At 43.1% G+C, this 21,533-nt stretch carries 22 protein-coding genes; 11 read left to right on the top strand and 11 right to left on the bottom strand.

The window, feature by feature from the left end; translation table 11 throughout:
* Positions 1-20: 20 nt before the first annotated feature.
* On the top strand, positions 21-1,559 hold the full coding sequence (locus tag Q0R52_RS04710; protein ID WP_295792635.1) for an alpha-L-arabinofuranosidase C-terminal domain-containing protein: 1,539 nt from the start codon (positions 21-23) through the stop codon (positions 1,557-1,559).
* A 75-nt stretch (positions 1,560-1,634) separates the two neighbouring features.
* On the opposite strand, the gene Q0R52_RS04705 is transcribed toward Q0R52_RS04710, so the two are convergent.
* Entirely contained in the window at positions 1,635-2,081 is a 447-nt protein-coding gene (locus tag Q0R52_RS04705) for a hypothetical protein (RefSeq protein ID WP_295792633.1), read from the bottom strand.
* 128 nt (positions 2,082-2,209) lie between these two features.
* Between Q0R52_RS04705 and Q0R52_RS04700 the strand changes: the two genes are divergently transcribed.
* The 3 genes from Q0R52_RS04700 to Q0R52_RS04690 all read left to right on the top strand — a co-directional run bounded on the left by Q0R52_RS04700 (position 2,210) and on the right by Q0R52_RS04690 (position 3,790).
* The gene (locus Q0R52_RS04700) at positions 2,210-2,842 is read left to right on the top strand and encodes a chloramphenicol acetyltransferase (protein ID WP_295792631.1); all 633 of its coding nucleotides are present in this window, start codon (positions 2,210-2,212) and stop codon (positions 2,840-2,842) included.
* Between the two features lie 91 nt (positions 2,843-2,933).
* On the top strand, positions 2,934-3,104 hold the full coding sequence (locus Q0R52_RS04695; protein WP_295792629.1) for a hypothetical protein: 171 nt from the start codon (positions 2,934-2,936) through the stop codon (positions 3,102-3,104).
* 107 nt (positions 3,105-3,211) lie between these two features.
* The gene (locus tag Q0R52_RS04690; protein WP_295792627.1) at positions 3,212-3,790 is read left to right on the top strand and encodes a helix-turn-helix domain-containing protein; all 579 of its coding nucleotides are present in this window, start codon (positions 3,212-3,214) and stop codon (positions 3,788-3,790) included.
* 7 nt (positions 3,791-3,797) lie between these two features.
* Here the strand turns inward: Q0R52_RS04690 and Q0R52_RS04685 are convergent, their stop codons facing one another.
* The gene (locus Q0R52_RS04685; RefSeq protein WP_295792626.1) at positions 3,798-3,956 is read right to left on the bottom strand and encodes a hypothetical protein; all 159 of its coding nucleotides are present in this window, start codon (positions 3,954-3,956) and stop codon (positions 3,798-3,800) included.
* 317 nt (positions 3,957-4,273) lie between these two features.
* Here Q0R52_RS04685 and Q0R52_RS04680 point away from each other — a divergent pair, with 317 nt between their 5' ends.
* From Q0R52_RS04680 to Q0R52_RS04670, 3 genes are all read left to right on the top strand, one after another.
* A complete protein-coding gene (locus Q0R52_RS04680) occupies positions 4,274-6,178 on the top strand; it encodes an SPFH domain-containing protein (RefSeq protein WP_295792624.1) in 1,905 nt (634 codons plus the stop codon).
* A 137-nt stretch (positions 6,179-6,315) separates the two neighbouring features.
* A complete protein-coding gene (locus tag Q0R52_RS04675) occupies positions 6,316-7,074 on the top strand; it encodes a hypothetical protein (RefSeq protein WP_295792622.1) in 759 nt (252 codons plus the stop codon).
* Between the two features lie 145 nt (positions 7,075-7,219).
* Positions 7,220-7,951, top strand: coding sequence for a hypothetical protein (locus Q0R52_RS04670; RefSeq protein ID WP_295792620.1), 732 nt, complete (start codon positions 7,220-7,222; stop codon positions 7,949-7,951).
* Positions 7,952-8,026: 75 nt separating this feature from the next.
* Here Q0R52_RS04670 and Q0R52_RS04665 read toward each other — a convergent pair whose 3' ends face one another.
* The 4 genes from Q0R52_RS04665 to Q0R52_RS04650 all read right to left on the bottom strand — a co-directional run bounded on the left by Q0R52_RS04665 (position 8,027) and on the right by Q0R52_RS04650 (position 12,296).
* Positions 8,027-9,013, bottom strand: a complete 987-nt coding sequence (locus Q0R52_RS04665; protein ID WP_295792618.1) for an MlaD family protein — start codon at positions 9,011-9,013, stop codon at positions 8,027-8,029.
* Positions 9,014-9,031: 18 nt separating this feature from the next.
* Complete coding sequence (locus Q0R52_RS04660; protein ID WP_295792617.1) at positions 9,032-9,805, bottom strand: ATP-binding cassette domain-containing protein; 774 nt, start codon at positions 9,803-9,805, stop codon at positions 9,032-9,034.
* Between the two features lie 5 nt (positions 9,806-9,810).
* Positions 9,811-10,620 carry an ABC transporter permease gene (locus Q0R52_RS04655; protein ID WP_295792615.1) on the bottom strand — a complete coding sequence of 270 codons (810 nt, stop codon included), beginning with the start codon at positions 10,618-10,620 and terminating at the stop codon, positions 9,811-9,813.
* 695 nt (positions 10,621-11,315) lie between these two features.
* Entirely contained in the window at positions 11,316-12,296 is a 981-nt protein-coding gene (locus Q0R52_RS04650) for a type I phosphomannose isomerase catalytic subunit (protein WP_295792613.1), read from the bottom strand.
* 326 nt (positions 12,297-12,622) lie between these two features.
* Here Q0R52_RS04650 and Q0R52_RS04645 point away from each other — a divergent pair, with 326 nt between their 5' ends.
* Complete coding sequence (locus Q0R52_RS04645) at positions 12,623-12,895, top strand: hypothetical protein (protein ID WP_295792612.1); 273 nt, start codon at positions 12,623-12,625, stop codon at positions 12,893-12,895.
* 274 nt (positions 12,896-13,169) lie between these two features.
* Here Q0R52_RS04645 and Q0R52_RS04640 read toward each other — a convergent pair whose 3' ends face one another.
* Positions 13,170-14,399 carry an NADP-dependent isocitrate dehydrogenase gene (locus Q0R52_RS04640; protein ID WP_295792610.1) on the bottom strand — a complete coding sequence of 410 codons (1,230 nt, stop codon included), beginning with the start codon at positions 14,397-14,399 and terminating at the stop codon, positions 13,170-13,172.
* Between the two features lie 261 nt (positions 14,400-14,660).
* On the opposite strand from Q0R52_RS04640, the gene Q0R52_RS04635 reads away from it, so the two are divergent.
* Complete coding sequence (locus Q0R52_RS04635) at positions 14,661-15,371, top strand: hypothetical protein (RefSeq protein WP_295792607.1); 711 nt, start codon at positions 14,661-14,663, stop codon at positions 15,369-15,371.
* Between the two features lie 113 nt (positions 15,372-15,484).
* The gene (locus Q0R52_RS04630; protein WP_295792605.1) at positions 15,485-15,919 is read left to right on the top strand and encodes a hypothetical protein; all 435 of its coding nucleotides are present in this window, start codon (positions 15,485-15,487) and stop codon (positions 15,917-15,919) included.
* Positions 15,920-15,977: 58 nt separating this feature from the next.
* Here the strand turns inward: Q0R52_RS04630 and Q0R52_RS04625 are convergent, their stop codons facing one another.
* On the bottom strand, positions 15,978-16,820 hold the full coding sequence (locus tag Q0R52_RS04625) for a DUF2911 domain-containing protein (protein WP_295792603.1): 843 nt from the start codon (positions 16,818-16,820) through the stop codon (positions 15,978-15,980).
* A 160-nt stretch (positions 16,821-16,980) separates the two neighbouring features.
* Here Q0R52_RS04625 and pruA point away from each other — a divergent pair, with 160 nt between their 5' ends.
* Positions 16,981-18,618 carry an L-glutamate gamma-semialdehyde dehydrogenase gene (gene pruA, locus Q0R52_RS04620; protein ID WP_295792601.1) on the top strand — a complete coding sequence of 546 codons (1,638 nt, stop codon included), beginning with the start codon at positions 16,981-16,983 and terminating at the stop codon, positions 18,616-18,618.
* Positions 18,619-18,778: 160 nt separating this feature from the next.
* Here pruA and Q0R52_RS04615 read toward each other — a convergent pair whose 3' ends face one another.
* The 3 genes from Q0R52_RS04615 to Q0R52_RS04605 form a co-directional block, all read right to left on the bottom strand.
* Positions 18,779-19,438 carry a carbonic anhydrase gene (locus tag Q0R52_RS04615; protein ID WP_295792599.1) on the bottom strand — a complete coding sequence of 220 codons (660 nt, stop codon included), beginning with the start codon at positions 19,436-19,438 and terminating at the stop codon, positions 18,779-18,781.
* A gap of 81 nt (positions 19,439-19,519) precedes the next feature.
* The gene (locus Q0R52_RS04610; RefSeq protein ID WP_295792598.1) at positions 19,520-20,254 is read right to left on the bottom strand and encodes a YoaK family protein; all 735 of its coding nucleotides are present in this window, start codon (positions 20,252-20,254) and stop codon (positions 19,520-19,522) included.
* Between the two features lie 55 nt (positions 20,255-20,309).
* Complete coding sequence (locus Q0R52_RS04605; RefSeq protein WP_295792597.1) at positions 20,310-21,527, bottom strand: glycoside hydrolase family 27 protein; 1,218 nt, start codon at positions 21,525-21,527, stop codon at positions 20,310-20,312.
* Positions 21,528-21,533: the final 6 nt, after the last annotated feature.

The following is a 21,533-nucleotide window of genomic DNA, read 5'->3' as shown; positions in this document are numbered from 1 at the left end:
AATTATTAAACCAATTCATCGTGAAGAAAATTCTTACCCTCTGTTTTGTATGTGTGGCGTGCTTCGCCTACAGCCAGGAAACGGCAACGTTAGCCCTCAGCAATGATTCAAAGCTAACCATCAGCAAGTATATTTACGGCCAGTTTGCCGAACATTTGGGCCATGGCATTTATGGCGGTTTTTGGGTTGATAAAGACCTGCCCGTTGAAAAGCAGGACCGCATACGCCTCGATATTGTTAACGCACTTAAAAAAATAAAGATCCCCAGCCTGCGTTGGCCCGGCGGCTGCTTTGCCGACGAATACCACTGGCGCGATGGTATTGGCCCGCGCGACCAGCGCCCGCGCATGGTAAACACCAACTGGGGTGGCACTACTGAAGATAACAGCTTCGGTACGCATGAGTTCCTTGAGCTTTGCAGCCTGCTTGGCACTGAGCCTTACTTTGCAGCAAATGTAGGCAGCGGCACCGTTGAAGAAATGAGCAAGTGGATTGAGTACACAAACAGCAACAGCGGCAGTACCATAGCCCAACTGCGCAAGCAAAACGGTCACCCCGAGCCATATAAAGTTACTTTTTGGGGTATCGGCAATGAAAGCTGGGGCTGCGGCGGTAATATGACACCTGAATTTTATGCCAATGAGTACAAAAGATACGCTGCCTTCGCTAAAAATTACCCAGGCGCACCGCTGAAGAAAATTGCCAGCGGCCCCAACTCCGACGACTATAACTGGACAGAAGTTATTATGAAAGACATACCCACTTGGGATATGTGGGGTATTTCGCTGCACTATTATACCGTGCCAACCGGCGATTGGGGGCACAAAGGGTCGGCAACCAAATTTGATGAAAAGGAGTACTTTGAAACTATGGAGCGCTGCCTGAAAATGGAAGAGCTGGTTACCAAACACTCGGCCATCATGGATAAATACGATCCTAAAAAGAATGTCGCTTTGGTAGTTGACGAGTGGGGTGTGTGGACTGACGTTGAGTCCGGCACAAATCCCGGCTTTTTATACCAGCAAAACAGCATGCGTGATGCGCTGATTGCTGCTACCAACCTGAACATATTTAACAACCATTGTGACAGGGTTAGGGGAGCAGCGCTGGCACAAACCATCAACGTTTTGCAGTCGCTTATTTTAACCGATAAGGAGAAAATGCTGCTGACGCCAACTTATCACATATTCGATATGTACAAGGTGCACCAGGATGCAAAATATCTGCCTATGCAGCTAACCTCGCCAGACTATGTTTCAGGTGATAAAAAGCTGCCGGCTGTAAATGTTTCTGCTTCGCAGGATGCAGCAGGGAAGGTGCATATTTCGTTCGCAAATCTCGACTTGCACAACGACATCAAAATAAGCACCAGCTTAAAAGATATTAAATGGAAATCGGTAACCGGTCAGATATTGACATCTGCAAACATTACCGATGTAAACACTTTTGATAAGCCAAACACAATTAGCCTGAAGGAATTCAAAGGCGCGAAAAAGGACGGCGATAACCTGGTGGTTACGTTGCCGGCAAAATCGGTGGTGACGTTGGAGTTATTTTAATTTGGATTTCGGAATTTGTTGTCTAAGACGTGGTACTTCGCGTCTTAGACTTTTTCATTTCTGAAACCACTTTTGTTATGCAAAGCGTTCCAAAATCTTTTCCAAATCCCTGATTATTGCTGGGAGATAGCTTTGGTCTATTCTTTCCTCGAATTCTAAATTGCTGTTGTGTGTCCATGAGTTGTACCTGATTACAAGCAGAATTTGGCCGAAATTATTCTTTAGACTTAAACTAAATTCATTGTCAATGGGTTCAAAATCAATTGCCTGTTGTTTTTCGATGTTATTATAAACGCTTACCAGGTCGTTCAATAATTTTCTGATAGAAAATAAAGGTGCCTGTGAAGTTGGCGAAAAGATAACCATATTTTCACTGTCCAATAATGTAGGGGCTTTTAAATATGCCATATCACCCTGTCCAATTTGGTTATCAGCTGTATATCCTTCTACCCATAAATAAAGCGAACCGATTTTTAAATCCGGGTCGATATCTTGAATCTGATTTTGTATTTTATTAAGCATATCTGATGCTAATGTATAAAATAAGTATTAACCGATTGAAGTACTATCGCGTTAATTGGGGTACCGAATCTTTTCAAATCTTGTCACATGGCAAGCCGGCGTCGAAAAACTTGTTTTACTTTTGTCCTATGCGACAAAAATTCGACACCTCAACCTGGGCACGCAAAGCACATTTTGAATTCTTCCGCAAATTTGAAGACCCTGTTTATGGCGTTTGTGTAACTATCGATTGCACCGAAGCCTACAAATTTGCAAAAGAAAAAGGTGTTTCATTTTACTTGTACACCTTATACAATGCGTTAACTACTGCCAACAGGTTAGAGCCATTTAAGCTAAGAATAGAGGGCGATGACGCTTTCGTTTATGACCGGATAGACGCTGCATCAACCATTGGTCGCGCCGACGGTACTTTTGGTTTTAGCTATATCGATTATAACCCATCGTTTGAAAAATATATCGAAGCCGCTAAAATTGAAGTTGAACGGGTACAGGCAAGGAATGATCTGGAGCTAGCCAACAGGAATAATGTCATTCGCTTTTCATCATTACCATGGATAGATTTTACATCACTTTCACACGCGCGGATGTTTGCCGTTGGTAAAGAAGACAGCTGCCCAAGTATTTCGTTTGGCAAGATGACGGAGAAGGATGGTAAAAGAGTAATGCCAATGTCGGTACATGTACACCATGCTTTAGTTGATGGCTTACATATCGGGCAATATGTTGATTTTTTCCAGGAATTATTGAATAAGGGGTTTTAGGCAGTAGCAGCCTATAATTGGAGTTTGATTTATTGAAACTAAGACCTATCTTCAATAATTATAACCTAACCCAATATCCACTTCATTGTAAATGATAGTTCCCCATAAAGGTTTTTCGTATAAGCTGGCATTTGTAGGCGCCATTGTCGGGATTTCAATAGGCTTGGGTATGCTTAGCCTAAGCACTAGTATTGTACTAGGTTCTATTATGGCATTTATTTTCGGGTTTAAAGAAATTGAATTACCTGTAAAAAAGAAATAGGTACGGCATTTTTTAAAATAATGCAAAGTATGTCGTAAATATGGCGCAAACAAGTCGGCAATAAATTATTCACCGATGAAATATATTTGCCTGGTAAAATACAGTAAATGAAAAATAACACCCTCGCTAACAAAATCAAAGAACTCCGTATCAAAAAAGGTTTCAGCCAGGAAAAGCTTGCCGATGACGCGCAATTAAGCCTGCGGACGATTCAAAGAATTGAAAACGGTGAGACAGAGGCTCGTGGGGACACTTTGCAACGATTGGCGGCGAGTTTAAATGTGACTATTGAAGAATTAACCGGACTTGTTGAAAACGTAGACAGGACATTGTTGGCTGTTTTAAACCTTTCGGCTTTAAGCTTTATTGTATTTCCCCTACTTGGAATAATTGCGCCTTTGGTTACCTGGGCATTGATAAGGGAAAAAACTAAACCTATAGAAGACGCTGCAAAGCGGTTGCTTAATTTTCAAATTTCGTGGTGTATAATAACGGGTATTATTTATTCTGCGTTTTTTATAAATATGCCCTTGCCAGCCTTTCGCTTTATTGGTCGACCAGAGCTTATTATGCTGAGTATAGCAATTCTGTATTTTATAAATTTCGTTTTTATATCAGTTAACGCATTGTTTGGCATTAATTCAAAAAAGATGCTTTACCTGCCTGCGGTGAAATTTATTAGGTAAAATATATCTACGACGATTTTTTCGCTGCTTTTCGCATTTTTTCCTCCGCCTGTTTTACTTCGTCTTTTTCACTTAACGGGCCTTCAGTTTTAATTTCTTCAGCTTTTTGGGGCGCAACGCCTTTTGAGCCTTCTTTTAATTTTTCGGGAGTTTCTGTTTTTTTCACAGCGTCAAGCTTTTTTTATTAGGATTGATATTAGTGGAGTAATTAGCTAACCATTGCATTGAAACAATTGTTTACAATTGTTGAATATTATTTGATTGTCATTTACCATGATTCTTGCCTTTTTTATATCTTGGCTCTTGATTCTTCTATAAAATATTTATCACAATTTTTGTAACAACCGCCACAGCATTGATATCTAAATATCACTTAACAGCTAAGGAACGTAAAGTTAATGCTGAAAGTTCTCGTAAAAGCCCGCACCTCAAGGGCCATGTTTTATTAAAAAATCTTAAAATTCAATCTAAAAAATGAACCCAATGATTATTTCATTATGGTGGGTATTGCCTGTCATAATTGTTCTTGTGATGTACAAATTTGTTTTGCGCGTTTTCTTTGGTATGGTAATCGTGCCCGACGACCGCATTGGTTTGGTGGTAAAAAAGTATGCCCTCTCGGGTAGCAAACGTTTGCCCGACGGCCGTATCATTGCCATTAACGGCGAGGCCGGTATGCAGGCCAAAGCGCTGGCTCCTGGTTTATACTGGGCAATGTGGCCGTGGCAGTTTACAATTACCATGGAGGCCTTTACCATTATTGAGCAGGGTAAGCTGGGCTTGGTTAAGGCAAAGGACGGCGCGCCTATGGACACAGGCCGTGTACTTGGCCGGCCGGTAGACTGCGACAAATACCAGGATGCTGTAGCATTTTTGGATAATAAAGGTCAAAGAGGCCCGCAGGCAGCGTTTTTAACGCCGGGTAGCTATCGTATCAACACCTTTTTGTTCGAAATTGTGATGGTGCCTATTACCCAGATACACGAAAACAAGGTGGGCATTGTTACCACGCTGGACGGTGAGCCGCTAGACAAGGGCGAAATTGCCGGTGTTTCAGTAGTGGGCCATAAAAACTACCAGGACCCCATGGCCTTTATTAACGCCGGCGGTATGAAAGGTTTGCAGGAGGACGTGATACTTGCAGGTACCTATTATTTAAACCCCTGGTTTGTAGTGGTTGAACAGGTAGATATGATTTATATCCCGATTGGTTATGTAGGTGTAGTGAACTCGTTTGTTGGCCCTGAAGGTACAGACACCAGCGGCGAAGGCTTTAAACACGGCAACATTGTTAAGCGCAACGAGAAAGGTGTGTGGGATCAACCGCTGGACCCCGGTAAACACCCGGTAAACATTTACACCCATGCGGTTGAAGTTGTACCAACCACCAACATAGTGCTTAACTGGGCCGATAGCCGCACCGAAGCGCATGAACTGGATAAAAACTTGTGTACAATTACTGTTCGTTCATCCGACGGTTTTACATTCAACCTCGACGTGTCGCAGATTATACACATACCGCGTAATGAAGCGCCAAAGGTTATCGCAAGGTTTGGTAACATGAAAAACCTGGTATCGCAGGTACTGGAGCCAACCATTGCCAACTATTTCCGTAACTCGGCCCAAAAAAGCGACGTGATTGAGTTTTTGGCCAACCGTATCCAACGTCAGGACGATGCCAAATTGCACATTAGCAAAGTTTTGAACGACTATAACGTGGTTGGTGTTGATACGCTGATTGGTGATATTGTGCCGCCACCAGCCCTGATGAAAACCTTAACCGACCGTAAACTGGCCGAGCAGGAAAAAGTTACTTATGAAATACAGCGCCATGCGCAAATTGAACGTAAGGAGTTTGAAAGCGCCAAAGCAGGTGCCGATATGCAGCCCGAGGTTGTAAAATCAACCCGCCAGGTGGAAATAAACACTCAAATGGCTGCTTCGAAAGTTGCCGCATCACGTGGCGAGGCCGAAGCCAAAACCATTAATGCCAAGGCTGATGCCGAAGTTAGGATCACTATTGCCAAGGCTGATGCCGAAGCCAAAACTGTTAACGCCAAGGCTGACGCAAACGCAACCGAAGTAAATGGTTCGGCCGAAGCTGCCAAAATCAGGGCGATAGGTTTATCAGAAGCCGAAGTAACCAAACAAAAAACCCAGGCCATGGGTACCGAACAATACGCCATAGTGCGTGTAGCCGAAGCCCTCGCAAGTCATGGTATCAAATTAGTGCCCGATATCCTGGTGAACGGTAAAGATGGTGGCGGCAGCGGTATGATTGATGCCCTTATCGGAACCGAAATGCTGAAAAAGCTGCAAAAGGCTAACGAAGAGATGGTTGAGAAAGTGAGCAAGGAAAAGCCTGCTAAACCGGAAGAGGGTAAATAAGTGGCACTAAATACCCAATAGCAGGTGCGCTATAGGCCTTACGAAGTTTTGAACTTTGTAAGGCCTTTTAATTTAAACTCAAATGTTAAATAATGTTATCGCCAATCAAATAGAAATCGATAAAACTATATTTACGTGTGCTAAAGAATTTATTTATAGTTTGTTTTTGCTTCTTTGGAATTTTAACCGCAAACGGTCAGTCGGTTTTTAGCGGGCGGGTGCTGGAGTATAAAACACGTATTCCGTTGCTTTCTGTTCGTATTCAAAATTTAACTAACGGACTAAAGACAATCAGCCTGAAAGACGGTGAGTTTGCTGTAGCCGCCAAGCCCGGCGACCTGGTTGTTTTTACCACATTTGCCTACCAGCCCGATACGGTTTTGATAACCGATATGCATGCCCGCGAGATTTTCCTGACCCCCAAAACAAACATGTTGAACCAGGTAAATATTACCGATACCAGCGGACATGCAGTTGCTAGCCCAAATGCAGTACCGCATTACGACCCGATGTTCCATGGCCAGGCAGTTGTATACCAGCGCGATCCAAAATTCCTTAAACCCGTGGGCGGCATTATCATACGCCTGCATTATTGGAAAAAAGATGAACACCAGAAACAAAAAGCTGCGCAATCGGTTAAAGAACGTGAAATAAGCGAACACATCAGCGCTGTTTTCACGGCGCTAAATATTAGCAACTATGTGCCATTAAAGGGCGCAGATGTGGACGATTTTCTAATGCTGTATACACCTGATGTTAAGGAATATACCGACAAAAAATTTGTGCTGGTTCCCTATCTGAACGCATGCTACCAAAACTGGCAGACACTCACACCGGAACAACGCAAAGCGGGGGATATTTTTGGCGGCGAGCATAAAACTACGCCCAATCCTTAGAATTGCCCCGCCTGCCTCGTCGTCGAAGGTTCGTTTTTGCAGTGCACTAAATCGACAATGTATTTGCGGCCACAGATGACTTCACCCAAATGTTAAATAATGTTATCTCCTATCAAATAAAAAACGGATAAAGCTATATTTACGAATGCTAAAAAATTTACTGATAGTTTGCTTTTGCTTTTCGGGGATTTTAACCGCCAGCGGCCAGTCGGTTTTCAGCGGGCGGGTGCTGGAATATAAAACCCGCATTCCTTTAATGTCGGTACGCATCCAGAATTCAACCAGCGGACTTAAAACAATCAGTCTTAAAGATGGCCAGTTCGGTATCGCGGCAAAACCGGGCGATCTGTTGATTTTTACCTCATTTTCTTACCAGCCTGATACCGTGCTGGTAACCGATATGCATGCCCGCGAAATATTTATGACGCCTAAAACTACGCAGCTAAACCAGGTAACCATTACTGATACAAGCGGCCGGGCAGTGGCAAATCCAAATGCCATACAGTATTACGATCCGATGTTTCATGGCCAGCCGGTTGTTTACCAGCGCGATGCAAACTTTAATGCCGTGGGCGGCATTGCCATACGCCTCCATTACTGGTCGAAAGATGAAAAACAAAAGCGGAAAGCTGCACAGTCTGCTAAGGAACGCGAAATAAGCGAACGCATCAGCGCTATTTTCACGCCGTTAAACGTAAGTAATTACATTCCGCTGAAAGGAACAGACATGGACGATTTCCTGTCGTTATATACACCCGATGTTAAAGAATATACTGAAAAGAAGTTTGCGCTGGTTCCCTATCTGAACGCCTGCTACCAAAACTGGCAAACGCTAACACCGGAGCAACGCAAAGCAGGGGAGATATTCGCGAAGTAGAGATTAGTGATTAGTTGATAGGAGGTTAGTTGTAATGCGGACAGATTCTCCTAATCCCTAACCTCCATTCTCTAATCACTTTTTCCTCAAACTATCCGCTTTCGCCTTCGCCCTGTCTTTGAAAAATCCTTTCAGAAAAAAGTTATGCTGGGCGGCTTCAAGGTCATCGTTAAGTTTTATGGAACTTTGCTGCAGGTTGTTTAATGTGCTACGGATTTGTGCTGCTGCTTTAGGATCGTTAAGTAAAACGCCGACAGCATTATCCTTTTCATTTAGCTTATTGCTCACCTTATTTAAATTATCCGTAAGGGTTGACGCGTTTGTTGCAGCTTGTTGTAATTGTGCAATAGAAGCTTTTATACGACTGAAGACAACCGTATCAGTAAGCACCTTATCGGCAAAGCCGCCTTTTGTATTCATCTTTTTGCTGAAAACATCCAACTGCCCGGCAAGACGGGCCGCGCTTGCGGTAGCAGTCTGTAAATTAGCCATCGATCTGCGTAGTTGTTCACCCATAAGGCTATCGGCCAACAAAGTGCCCACAGTGCCTTTGCCCTGTAATATTTTATGGCTCAGTAATTTAAAATCGCTGGTAATAGCAAGCAGGTTTTGATTGTTACTTTGCAACGTTTTCATAATATCATCGGTCGAAGTAAGTTTTTCGGCCTGTAAAACTGCACCATCATCTACCTGCGGGGCCTGCGGGCTGCCGCCATCAATTACGATAAGCTTGTTGCCGATAAATCCGTCTGAACTGATACGTACGCCGGCATTGCGGTGAATAAATTGCTGAACGCTTTGGTCAATCTTCATATTTACATCTACCTGCGATGTGCCCACAAATTTAATGCTGGTAATGGTGCCAACTTTTACGCCCGAAAACCAAACGTCATTACCTTTTTTTAAGCCGGCAACATCGTCAAAAACGGCGCTGATTTTTATGTTTTTGGCAAAGCTTTTCTGTTCGCCGCCAAGGGTGAAAACGCCAATTATAAATATAATGAGGCCGAGCGATAAAAATATCCCAACTGTTATTGCTCTCCTATTGTCTGATGCAGCCATAATATGTGCTATAAATATCTATTGTATAAAGTTGTAGTCAAAAAATGGTTTTACCCGTTCGTCGTTTGTGTCGAATACTTCGTTAAAAGTGCCCACCCGCTGAAATTGACCATCCAGCAGCATAGCTATCCGGTCGCCGGTTTCTTTGGCGCAGGTAAGGTCGTGTGTAATAATGATTGATGAGGTGTGGTATTGTTGCTGTACCTGGTTTATCAATTCGTTAATTTCCGTACAGGTAATAGGGTCAAGTCCGGCAGTGGGCTCATCGTACAGCATAATTTCGGGGTTGAGTATAAGCGTACGGGCAATACCAATACGTTTGCGTTGCCCTCCCGAAAGTTCGGCCGGCATTTGGTTAATGGTTTGCGAAAGGCCCACTGAATCAAGTACCTCCTCAACAGCCTTATCTATTTCTTTACGAGTGATGCTTTTACGGTTGCGCACTAGCGGAAATTCCAGGTTTTTACGAACAGTCATACTATCGTACAGCGCGCTGTTCTGAAAAGAGAAGCCTATCCGGATGCGCAACTCCTGTAGTTCCTTTTCGCTGATTTCGGTTACTTCTTGTCCAAGTACCTTTATGGTGCCCTTGTCGGGCTTTAATAAACCCGACACCAGCTTTATCAATACCGACTTACCCGTGCCCGAGCGACCCAGTACCACCAGGTTTTCGCCCTGGAAAAGGTCCAGGTCAATTCCCCGCAGCACTGCAAAATCTTCAAATGCCTTGGCCACGCCCCGGATGCTGATAACGGGGTTGTTATAATCGATATGTGCTTTAGGTTTCTCCATAAATTTTACCGGAAGTTACCGGTTATCTGCACAATTATCACCTCTTCAATAAACACTAAAAACATTGCTGTTACCACAGCTCCGTTTGCTGCCTTACCTACTCCTTCGGTGCCTTTATTTGAATAATAACCCTGGTAGCAGCCCACAATACCTATGGTGAAGCCAAACACAATGGCTTTTATCAGCGATGCATTAAAATCGACAAAAGTAAGAGGTTTAAATACTTCCTCCATAAAGGCGCTGTAACTGGTGCCCTCGTTTTGAGCTACGTTTAAGTAGCCGCCTATCAACGCGATAAAGCCTGTATAAGTAGCCAAAATGGGGATGGTTATAGTGGTTGCCAGTACGCGTGTACAAACCAAAAATTTAAATGGTTTGGTGCCCGATACTTCCATGGCATCAATCTGTTCGGTTACCCGCATCGAGCTTAATTCGGCGCCGATGCTCGAGCCTACCTTTCCCGACGCAATAAGCGCGGTTACCAATGGGGCAAGGGCGCGCATTATAGCAATGGATACCAATTTCGGGATCCAGGATTGTGCGCCGAACTCCACCAGCGACGGGCGCGATTGTTTGGTAAATATAAAGCCCACTATAAAACCCGTTACGGTAATAAGGGTGAACGAGCGTACACCAACTTCATAACACTGCCTTACAATCTCTTTAAATTCAAACGGCGGCACGAACGCCTCGCGAAAAAAGCGAACGATAAACAGGTGGATATTATAAATGCTTGAAAAAAAATCAACTATCGTTTGGACAAATTTCGGACGTTTTTTTCGCGCAGGGCTTGATGTGCTGTTTAATTGCTCCATTAACTGTGATAAAAATACTTGCAATTTTTCATTATAAAACTACAAACAAATACGCCGTATGTTTGAGTGCTTTGTTTCTGGTCAAATAAAAAGCCTCAAACTTTTTAAACTACGGTGTAAACCTTAAAAACCAACTTTTAAATAGTGATAAAAGTACAACACAGCCTTAAGGCAATTTGCCTTAATTTGATACTTCAGTAATACATTCGGGTTAATTTAAAATTAAGAAATGTAATAATAATCGTACCTATAAACCGTGCAAATTACTGTTTTAAATGTTTTAGCGCACCAAAAGCTTTTGCAGTTGCAAACCTAAGTTTTATTGCAGCAAAAAAATTATATGAGCCGAAAAAATACATCCACGAATTGTAAAATTTTGCTATTTGGCCTGGCTTGCTGTTTATTACGACAACGGTTGGGGGCCAAACGAGTGAGATGATCGGTGATTAACGGAAAGAACATAAGGATAATTCAAATCGGCGCTAAAATACTCAAGCTAATTATTTTCAAAAAACATAGCGGAATTTGGCTAAAGCCTCTGTCGGGACATAACTCTACCCTTCGGCTAAAGCCGACGGCAATGAACTGAAAATATTTTTTTCATTGCCGTCCCGTTTTAAGGGACGGGATATAAATAATGGAATATAGGCTTTAGCCAAAATCAGTCACTACAATTTGACTTATCGCACGGATACCTATTCAATGTAGCTTTCCAATATTTTAAAACCGCTGGTGGTTACCAGGTCAACCTTCTCCATTATCTTCGGCAACAAAATGCAATCTCCCATTTTAACCGGGTATTCAGCATCTGCAGTTTTAACCGTAAAGCTGCCTTCTACACAAACGAATATTACAAACGAATCAAGGTTGCTGTAGTCTTTTGTTGTGTCGGCAGTAAAATCAAGCAGGTTGGTGGTAAAATATGGACAGGTTACCAGCTCAACCGTTTTATTCTTTTCAGGTTGATATTGGGTTTTGTAATTGGGGTAATGGTGATAATCTATGGCCGCCAGTGCTTCTTTGGTGTGCAGTTCGCGTTTGTTACCCTTATCATCAACCCGGTCAAAATCGTAAATACGATAGGTTATATCCGATGTTTGCTGAATTTCGGCAATCAACAGCCCCGCGCCAATGGTATGAACACGGCCTGCTGGTAAAAAGAAAACATCGCCCGCATTGGCATCTTCCTTATTCAGGATGTCCATCAAATGGCCGCTGTTAAATTTGTCGAGGTATTCCTGTTCGGTAAGTTCTTTATTAAAACCGGCAATTAATGACGAGCCCGGGTCGGATTCTATCACATACCACATTTCGGTTTTGCCGAAGGAGTTGTGGCGTTTTTTTGCCAGCTCATCATTGGGGTGCACCTGTACCGATAAATCTTCCTTCGCATCAATAAATTTTACCAGCAGCGGGAATATATTGCCAAAATGGGCATAAACCTTTTCACCTACCAGTTCGCCTTTAAATTGCTCCAACAAATCAGCCAGTGACTCGCCATCCAGCGCGCCCCCGTTTACAACTGACACATCCGATTTTACGCCCGATATTTCCCAGGTTTCGCCGCAGTTTGGTAACGAGCCAAAATCTTTGTGCAGATAAGTCTTTATTTTCTGACCGCCCCAAATTTTGTCTTTAAAAATGGTTTTGAATTTTAAGGGATATAATGCCGGCATAATGCAGATGTTTTAGGTCGCTAAGTTATCACTTTACAGAAGCATATAAAACAAGGTTTTATAAAAATGCTATTACTATAACAATCAGACGGAAAATATTGACTCTCCGCATAAAAAATGGTAGCACAAAAGTTACCGTTCACTCAACTAATAAATTTGTTTATTTCTACACATCAATTATATTTGACTTAACCTTATTGCAAACAGGCCCCCAATAATTAATTATTGCTTTATAAGTATCGCTAAAAACTGTGTATTTCAATACAAGGTAGTGCGCTTTGTACCTTATTAAACCGAAGCCAAAAACTAACTTAAACTTTAGAAAAATGGAAAAATTAACACGGATTGAAATGAAAAACATTAAGGGTGGTGTAACTGCTCCCGGTGGTCCCGGCGGAACAGGAGGCACAGGTGGTAGCGGTGGCGGTACGGCGCCGGTAATTTGCAATTTTACATCAACAACTTGCGGTAACATGTGCTTAAACATCAGTACGCCTGCAACATTACCTACTGTTTCGAGTTGCGTTGCATACCTGGGTTATCTTAACCCTTCATGCCATTTCGTAGCACATACGGTAACAAGCTGCGCTGCTGCTTAAATAAGTGCTGGGTTCACTATATTAAAAAAGCCAATCGGAGTATTTCGAGGGCACTGAAAAAGTCCCTACTTATCAAAAAGAGCCTGTTTTCAATTTTGAAAACAGGCTCTTTTCTTTGATGTATTCGGGCAGGTGGTGGAGAGCATTTTTGTATAAACGATTCTCAGAGCCTCTATTTTAGTTGTAAAACAACCATTTTAAATTTGAAGGACTTTTTCAGTGCCCTCGAGTATTTCCAATTGGCTTTTCTTATTATCAGTAAACCGGTAAATTATTATTTCCCCAGTTTCTTTTTCAAATTTTCGTCAATAGCAGCCAAAAATTCTTCGGTGTACAAATAATCGGTACCGTGCTCCACTTTTGGTTTTATGGTGATGGCAAGGTCTTTAGTCATTTTGCCGCTTTCAACTGTTTCAATACAAACTTCTTCAAGGGCCTTGCAGAAGTTTATCAGCTCCTGGTTTTTATCCAACAAACCACGGAACTCTAAGCCGCGTGTCCACGCAAAAATAGATGCGATGGGGTTGGTTGAGGTTGGTTTGCCGGCCTGGTGCTCACGATAGTGGCGGGTAACCGTGCCGTGTGCGGCTTCGGCCTCCATAACTGTTCCGTCAGGAGTAACCAGCGTTGAGGTCATTAAGCCTAATGAACCAAAGCCCTGTGCAACAGTGTCTGATTGTACGTCGCCATCATAGTTTTTACAAGCCCAAACAAAATTACCGTGCCATTTAAGTGCTGATGCAACCATGTCATCAATCAAGCGGTGCTCGTAGGTAAGCTGGTTGGCTTCAAATTCCTGCTTAAATTCGTTTTCATATATCTCCTGGAAAATATCTTTAAACCTGCCGTCGTATTTTTTAAGGATGGTGTTTTTGGTTGATAAATATAAAGGCCATTTTTTTAGCAAAGCCTGGTTAAAGCAAGCACGTGCAAAGCCTTTTATCGACTCATCGGTGTTATACATAGCCAGCGCCACGCCATCACCTTTAAAGTTGAAAACCTCGAACGATTGTTCCGGACTGCCGTCTTCGGGTGTAAACTTAATAGTCAGCTTACCTTTGCCTTTGGTTAAAAAATCGGTAGCGCGGTACTGGTCGCCAAAAGCATGACGGCCAATGCATATAGGGGCTGTCCAGTTTGGTACCAAACGCGGCACGTTAGCCATAACAATAGGCTCACGAAAAACAGTACCATCCAGTATATTGCGGATAGTGCCGTTTGGCGATTTCCACATTTGTTTTAAATTAAATTCCTTTACACGCTCTTCGTCGGGTGTAATGGTGGCGCATTTTATGCCTACGCCATATTGTTTTATAGCATTTGCAGCATCAATAGTAACCTGGTCGTTGGTTTCGTCGCGGTACTCAATACCAAGGTCGTAATACTTAATATCAAGGTCCAGGTACGGGATTATCAGTTTATCTTTGATAAACTTCCATATAATACGGGTCATTTCATCGCCGTCAAGCTCAACTACAGGATTTTCTACTTTAATTTTCGACATCTTCGGTATGGTTATTTTTTAAATGGCTCCAAATATATAAAAATGGTTTGGTGAATAATGAGAAGTTTATAGTGAGTATTTGACGTTTTTTTGTCAAAATTTACCAGTTGCTGTCGTTTTTAACCACTTGCTATTCACCACTAGCTACTCATCATTTAACTTTTCTTTACCCAACATGCTATTTTTCTAAACTTAGATACTATTTTTATAAAATATAATTAAACCACTGGTTAACCCTTTACAAAGGTGCTGCTATAAATTATGATGAAACATATCCTCAAAACAATTTTCATAACCCTGTTTGTTGGTACTACATTTATAGCGAAAGGTCAGGCAGGCTACAATTATGCGCTTTATGATGTAGGTACTGCTGTAAGCTTTAATACGGTTTATGGCGATGCCGAAACAACTACAATGATGCCGGCCATTCATTTTAATTTTACCTATAACGCAACGCCTTATACCAATTTTGTGTTCGAGGTGCAATTGGGTAAACTGCGCGGCGGCGACTCTGTTGCCACAAATTCGGGCAGGTATTTTAATAATGATTTTGCAGCTTTCGTTTTTAGAGGACAACTGCAAATGGGTGAGATCATGGATTATTCGCGCAGCCCGTTTATGAATGGTCTTAAAAACCTGTATGTTTCGCTTGGCCTGGGCTTTGCGCGCAATAACATAACCCAAATAAGCCGCACTTCCGAAAAAGTGCCGGGTTTTTATACTGGTGGCGACGATAAAACAAAGGAACCGTTTTTACCTATCCGTATAGGTTATGAAATTAAGCTGTTTAACAGGTACTCACAGCCTAGCGCTAAAATTGATCTTGGCTATAACTACAACTATGTTTTTGGCGACAACCTTGACGGTTTTACGGCCGGTGCTAAAAAAGACGTATACACCCAATTTACCATTGGTGTAAAATTTGCCATTGGTGCAGCACTTACATCTTACCGAAAACAAATTACTTATTGATAGGTTGATTATTTAGATTGGGTTGATTAGGTGAGTGGTTAAATTGCACTTCAAAAGGAGTAACTTTACAACATTCCAACTTTTCAACATTACAACAACTAACACGAAAACCTATGAACAACGAACCATTTGACCCTGTTTTTGATAGTGAAGGCGAAGACCGGGACCGCACCCTGAAAGATGAGCTTGGCGAAACCATTGATAAGGAAGATCTGAAATATAACGCCGAAGATGATAGCTTTGAATACGATGTGAAAAGCGACGACCCCGAGTACCAGCACGCCGATCCGTACAATACCTCTGTAAAAAACGGTGAGGATATGAACTCGACCTATGATGAAGCAAATCCTTATGATGCCGGTGAGGAATATATCCCCAATGAATCGTTAGAAACTGATGTTGACAAATTAGGAATGCATATTGATGACGGCCACATTGTTCAGCTTGATGCTGCCGATAAAAAACTAAGTCATACCCCCGAAGACGACCGCACCGATTTGGACGAAGAAGGTTATCCCAAAAACGACAGGTTGAATAAGAAGCTATAATAAAAGAAAAAGGCTGTTAATGTTAACAGCCTTTTTCTTTGAAGTAGCTATCGCAAATTTATTTCTTCGCCAGCGCTATCAACTCTGTATTTAAGCGGGTATACTCATCGTTATTGGCTTTTTTAGCAGCTTCAACGCCTGCGGTGGCTGTGGTTATCGCGCCGGTCTTATCGCCTGTTTTTAACTGTACACGAGCTTTCCATAAATCGGCAACAAACGGAGGCATGCCGGGCATTTTACCCATTTCTTCGGCCCATGGCAATGCCGTCTTCAAATCCTTGTTATTGTTGTAGTAGTAAATAACGGCCTCATAGTAAGGTTTTTTATCTGTTTTCATAGCCGAGTCAATCCTCGACATCACCTTTGCGTCTATATCGGTTGTAAGGTGCAGATTGAGTGCGGTGTGCTCCCACATTAAGTGCAACTCGGCGCTGGTTGGGAAAACGTTTACAAACTGCATGGTAAATGTTTCCTGGGTTTCATTAAGTTTAACAGGCTTAACTGTAAAGCGTAGGTAGTCATCGGCTTCTTTGTAGGTGTAGGCGCCCCATTGTTTCGGGTTTTTACTCAGGATAATGGTCCATTCGCTTTCGCCAGGAATGCTGAACAAGCCGTATTCGCCTGCAGGAACTTTGTGCCCTTCGATTGACACGTCATCGCTGAATTTGATTACTGTCGCCGAGTTGGCCCCGGTGCGCCAAACTTTGCCGTAAGGCTCAACATTGCCAAATATTTTGCGGCCTTTAACGTTCGGTCTCGAGTAGGTGAGGTTTATCTTTCCCAGGCCAAAGTCTTGTGTAATTGTTTGGGTTGAACTGGGTGCGGGAGTTAGCTGCGCATAGGTGCTTGCTGTAAAAACGGTTAAAGCCGCCAGCAAAATGAGTTTTAAGTTATATTTCATGGTGATAAAATTTTGGTGCAAGTTATCAAAAATATACTCGCCGCGTACTTGATTTTTATCTGTTATTGTCCTTCGTTTTTGAAACTGTATTTTGACACTTCATTCAAAATTATGCTTGTCAAAATTTATATCTTTGCCACGTAGTAACTAACAACATTTTATGCTTAAAGGATTTTTCAACGTCCCTACGCCGCAAAATGAGCCGGTATTAAATTACGGCCCGCGCAGCGTGGAAAGGGCTACGCTTAAAGCTGCTTTGGATGAAGCACGCGCCAAAAAAATTGATATCCCCATGTATATTGGCGGCAAAGAAGTTCGCACCAATAACAAAAAGGAAATTCGCCCACCACACGATCATCAGCATGTATTGGCTACATTTTCTGAAGGTGATGCCAGCCACGTAACAGCAGCCATTGATGCAGCACTTGCTGCCAAAGCCGATTGGGAGAACCTTCCATGGGAACAGCGTGCCGCCGTGTTTTTAAAAGCTGCCGAATTGCTTGCCGGCCCGTACCGCGCCAAAGTAAATGCAGCGACCATGCTGGGCCAAAGCAAAAATGCCTACCAGGCCGAAATTGATTCGGCTTGCGAACTCATAGATTTCCTGCGTTTCAACGTAGAGTATATGACCGAAATTTACAAACAACAACCCCCGGTATCGGGCAAAGGTGTTTGGAACCGTGTGGAGCAGCGCCCGCTGGAAGGCTTTGTGTTTGCCTTAACACCGTTTAACTTTACTGCTATTGCAGGTAACCTGCCAACCTCGGCTGCCATGATGGGCAACGTGGTGGTATGGAAGCCCGCCTACACTCAAATTTATGCAGCAAACGTTTTGATGCAGGTATTTATTGAAGCAGGCATGCCTGCCGGTGTAATCAACCTGGTGTATGTTAGCGGCCCGGTTGCAGGCGACGTTATATTTAACCATCCTGATTTTGCAGGGATACACTTTACCGGCTCAACGGGCGTATTCCAGAATATATGGCAAACTATTGGCAACAACATCCATAAATATAAAACCTACCCGCGCATAGTTGGCGAAACAGGTGGTAAAGACTTTGTTTTGGCACATGCCAGTGCCGATGCCGAAGTGGTTAGCACTGCACTTGTTCGCGGTGCATTTGAATACCAGGGGCAAAAATGCTCGGCTGCTTCAAGGGCTTATATCCCCAAATCATTATGGCCTGCTGTAAAGGCAAATATGCAGCGCGATATCACCTCGTTTAAAATGGGGCCGGTTGAGGATTTTGAAAACTTTATTAATGCAGTTATCACTGAAGCGTCTTTCGATAAGCTTGCAGGATACATCGATGCTGCCAAAAAAGACGCCGCTACAGAAATTGTTGCAGGTGGAAATTATGATAAAACCAAAGGCTGGTTTATTGAGCCTACCGTAATACGCGTTGATGATCCATATTACGTAACCATGTGCGAAGAACTGTTCGGTCCTGTACTTACTATTTATGTATACGAGGATGACAAGTTTGATGAGATACTGGATGTGGTAGATAAAACTTCCATCTACGCCCTTACTGGCGCCATTATCTCGCAGGACAGGTACGCTATTGCCAAAGCAACCCACCACTTACGCAATGCAGCCGGAAACTTTTATATTAACGATAAGCCTACCGGTGCCGTAGTAGGCCAGCAACCTTTCGGTGGTGCACGCGGCTCTGGAACCGACGATAAAGCCGGCTCAATGATAAACCTGCTGCGATGGGTATCGCCACGGACCATTAAGGAAACCTTTGACCCGCCTAAGGATTACAGGTACCCGTTTTTGACGAAGGAACTCTAAAAGAGAGCCAAGAATCAAGAGCCAAGAATCAAGATAAAAAAGCCGGTATGTTGAATAATTACCGGCTTTTCTGTTTTTTAGCGATTATTTAGTCGCGCTATTTTTCTTCCTGTCTTGATTCTTGGTTCTTGACTCTTGCTCATTGACTCTTGGTTCTTTCTCACTTGAACTTAAACACGTTATCCATATTGGCATTGTCAAAGGCGCTCACCTTCATGTCAGTAATAATACCGGTTTTGAGGCTGTATACCCAGCCATGTACACCCAGTCCCTGGCCACTTTTCCATGCGTTTTGTACTATCGAGGTTTTACAAAGATTATAAACGTTTTCAATTACGTTAAACTCAACAAGCCTGTCGCCTTTTTTGGTTATGTCTTCAATAGCATCAAGTTCATCTTTGTGCAGGCGGTAAACATCTTTAATGTGCCTCAGCCAGTTATCTATTAAACCTACTTGCTGGTTGCCAAGCGCTGCCAAAACACCTCCGCAGCCATAGTGGCCGGTTACTATCACATGTTTTACCTTCAACACATTAACCGCGTAATCCAGTACCGATAACATGTTCATATCCGAATGCACCACCATGTTGGCAATATTGCGGTGCACAAATATTTCACCTGGTGCAGTGTTGGTAATCTGGTTAGCGGGTACACGGCTATCAGCGCAACCTATCCACAAAACCGGTGGTGCCTGGCCGGCGGCCAGTTTATTAAAATATTCAGGGTCCTGGTTTAAGGAGTGGGCTACAAATTCTTTGTTACCGTCAAGCAGGCTGCTGTATAGGTCGTCTATCGGCGGGTTGTTTTCGTTGAGACTCATGTTTTTTAGGGATGTTTTTATCGAGCAAAAATATAAAATTTAAAACTACTTAATTACTGCATGTTAATGCCTTGTAATTATTCAAGCGTCCTTTGAAAATGCTTTTGTTATCTTGTGTACAGCCAGGTGGGTTAAATCGTAATATAAAATCACCAATAAAATAGCCGGCACAAAGTAAAACGTGGCAAAATCAAAGTAGTCGAACAAAAAACCACCTAAAAGGGCGCCACCCAGGTAAAAGCCAAGTATAGTTATCCTGATATAAATTTTGTTTTTCACAGCAGTTGTTTTCTCAGCTTTGGGGTGTAACCATTCGGCTATGTCGCCACCCAAATCGGTAAATAAGCCGGTGAGATGTGAGGTTTTAATTAAGCCGCCTGATACTGTTGATACCAGGCTGTTCTGCAGTCCCATGGAAAATATTATCGCGCCGATAACTATTTCGCGCTCAAGCAGCGTTTCGGTGTAAAAGTGGTGGCCATAAATGGCGACAAATACCAATACTACAATTTCAATTATAATAGGGATGGAGTGGGCGCGGTAATCGCTGATGTGACGATAGGAGCGCACAATAAAGCTTGATAAAAATGCTCCTGCAAAAAATAAAAGCAACCAAATTACAAACACCAATATCTCCCTAAAGTTTTGCTGAACAATGTGCTTTGCCAGGTTAGCTACATGACCCGTCACATTTGCCGTAAACGCCAGGAAAGCAATCATCCCGGCAGCATTTGTTATCCCGGCCGCCAGCGCCGTAGACGACGCCAGTAACAGGTTTTGTTTAAATGTGCGTTCTTCTTTTGATTGACGTAACATGCGGGCAAGATAAAAAATTTTTATCCCGCCCTCTAAACTTTCGAAGGTTTAAACCTTATTTGGTTAACCTCAATACGACAACGTCATCAGCCCCTATGGTTTGCTTGAAAAGCTTATCCGTGGTGCCAATATCCTTTTTCGCCCATATATCATGCAGCTTATAAGTGGCTTGGTTGAAGTCGATATTTGTTTTGGTTATTGCATCCGATATTATGTGAGCTTTCCAGTCAAAGTTTACGTTTTGCGGGCGGTTTGAGCGGTTTAAAAAGCATATGGCCAACTCGTTGTTCGCAAGTGGCTTTACAAAGATCTCGATCCCATCAAACGAATAGTATTTAAAACATTCCACGCCAAGCGCATCCTGGTCAATGGCAATCAGTTCTTTGTTAGTTAAAATGGCGGTGGTCTGTTCACTCATTTTGCGAAGATCATTGCCTGCCATCAACGGGGCGGCAAGCATGCACCAGAGCGAGAAGTGGGCCTTATCTTCGTTATATTTCATCCCGTTGCCAACTTCCAGCATATCGGGGTCGTTCCAATGACCTGGACCGGCGTACTGTCTGATGCTGTCCTGGCGGTCCAGTATATTTAATACGCTCAAAGGTTTCCAGCCATCTTTGGCAACTGTTTCTTCAAACGCATTGCCAATATCGCCGGTACTGCGCCATAACTGCCCGTCTTTTGCCGCCCATTTCCAGGGCTGGTGCTGTCCCCATTCGCACAGGCTGAAAATCATTGGCCTGCCTGCCGCACGGATAGCTTTAGCCATAGTTGCGTAGGCTTCTTTGGCATTTATCCCTTCGGTGTTGCACCAGTCGAACTTTAAATAGTCAACGCCCCATGATGCATACAAACGCGCATCTTGGTATTCGTAGCCGCGCGTACCGGGGTAACCGGCGCAGGTTTTGGTGCCGGCGCAATTGTATATCCCAAATTTTAACCCTTTGGAGTGCACATAGTCGGCAAAGGCCTTCATACCGTTCGGGAATTTCTGTGGGTCGGCAACCAGGTTGCCGTCTTTGTCGCGTTCCATCGTCATCCAGCCATCGTCCAAAACAAAATAGGTATAACCCGCATCTTTCATACCCGATGTTAGGTAAGTATCGACCATTCCTTTCAGCAATGGCTCGTCTATCTTGGTTTGGAATGTGTTCCAACTGTTCCAGCCCATTGGTGGGGTTTGGGCCAGTTCCTCAAATTTCTGGGCGAATGCAGAGACGGAAGCCATAGTACAAAACAGCACGGCTAACAGGGCTTTACTTTTAAATTTCATATTCAT

Source organism: Mucilaginibacter sp. (assembly GCF_025359345.1).
Lineage (GTDB): Bacteria > Bacteroidota > Bacteroidia > Sphingobacteriales > Sphingobacteriaceae > Mucilaginibacter.
This window is presented reverse-complemented; position numbering and strand designations above follow the sequence as displayed.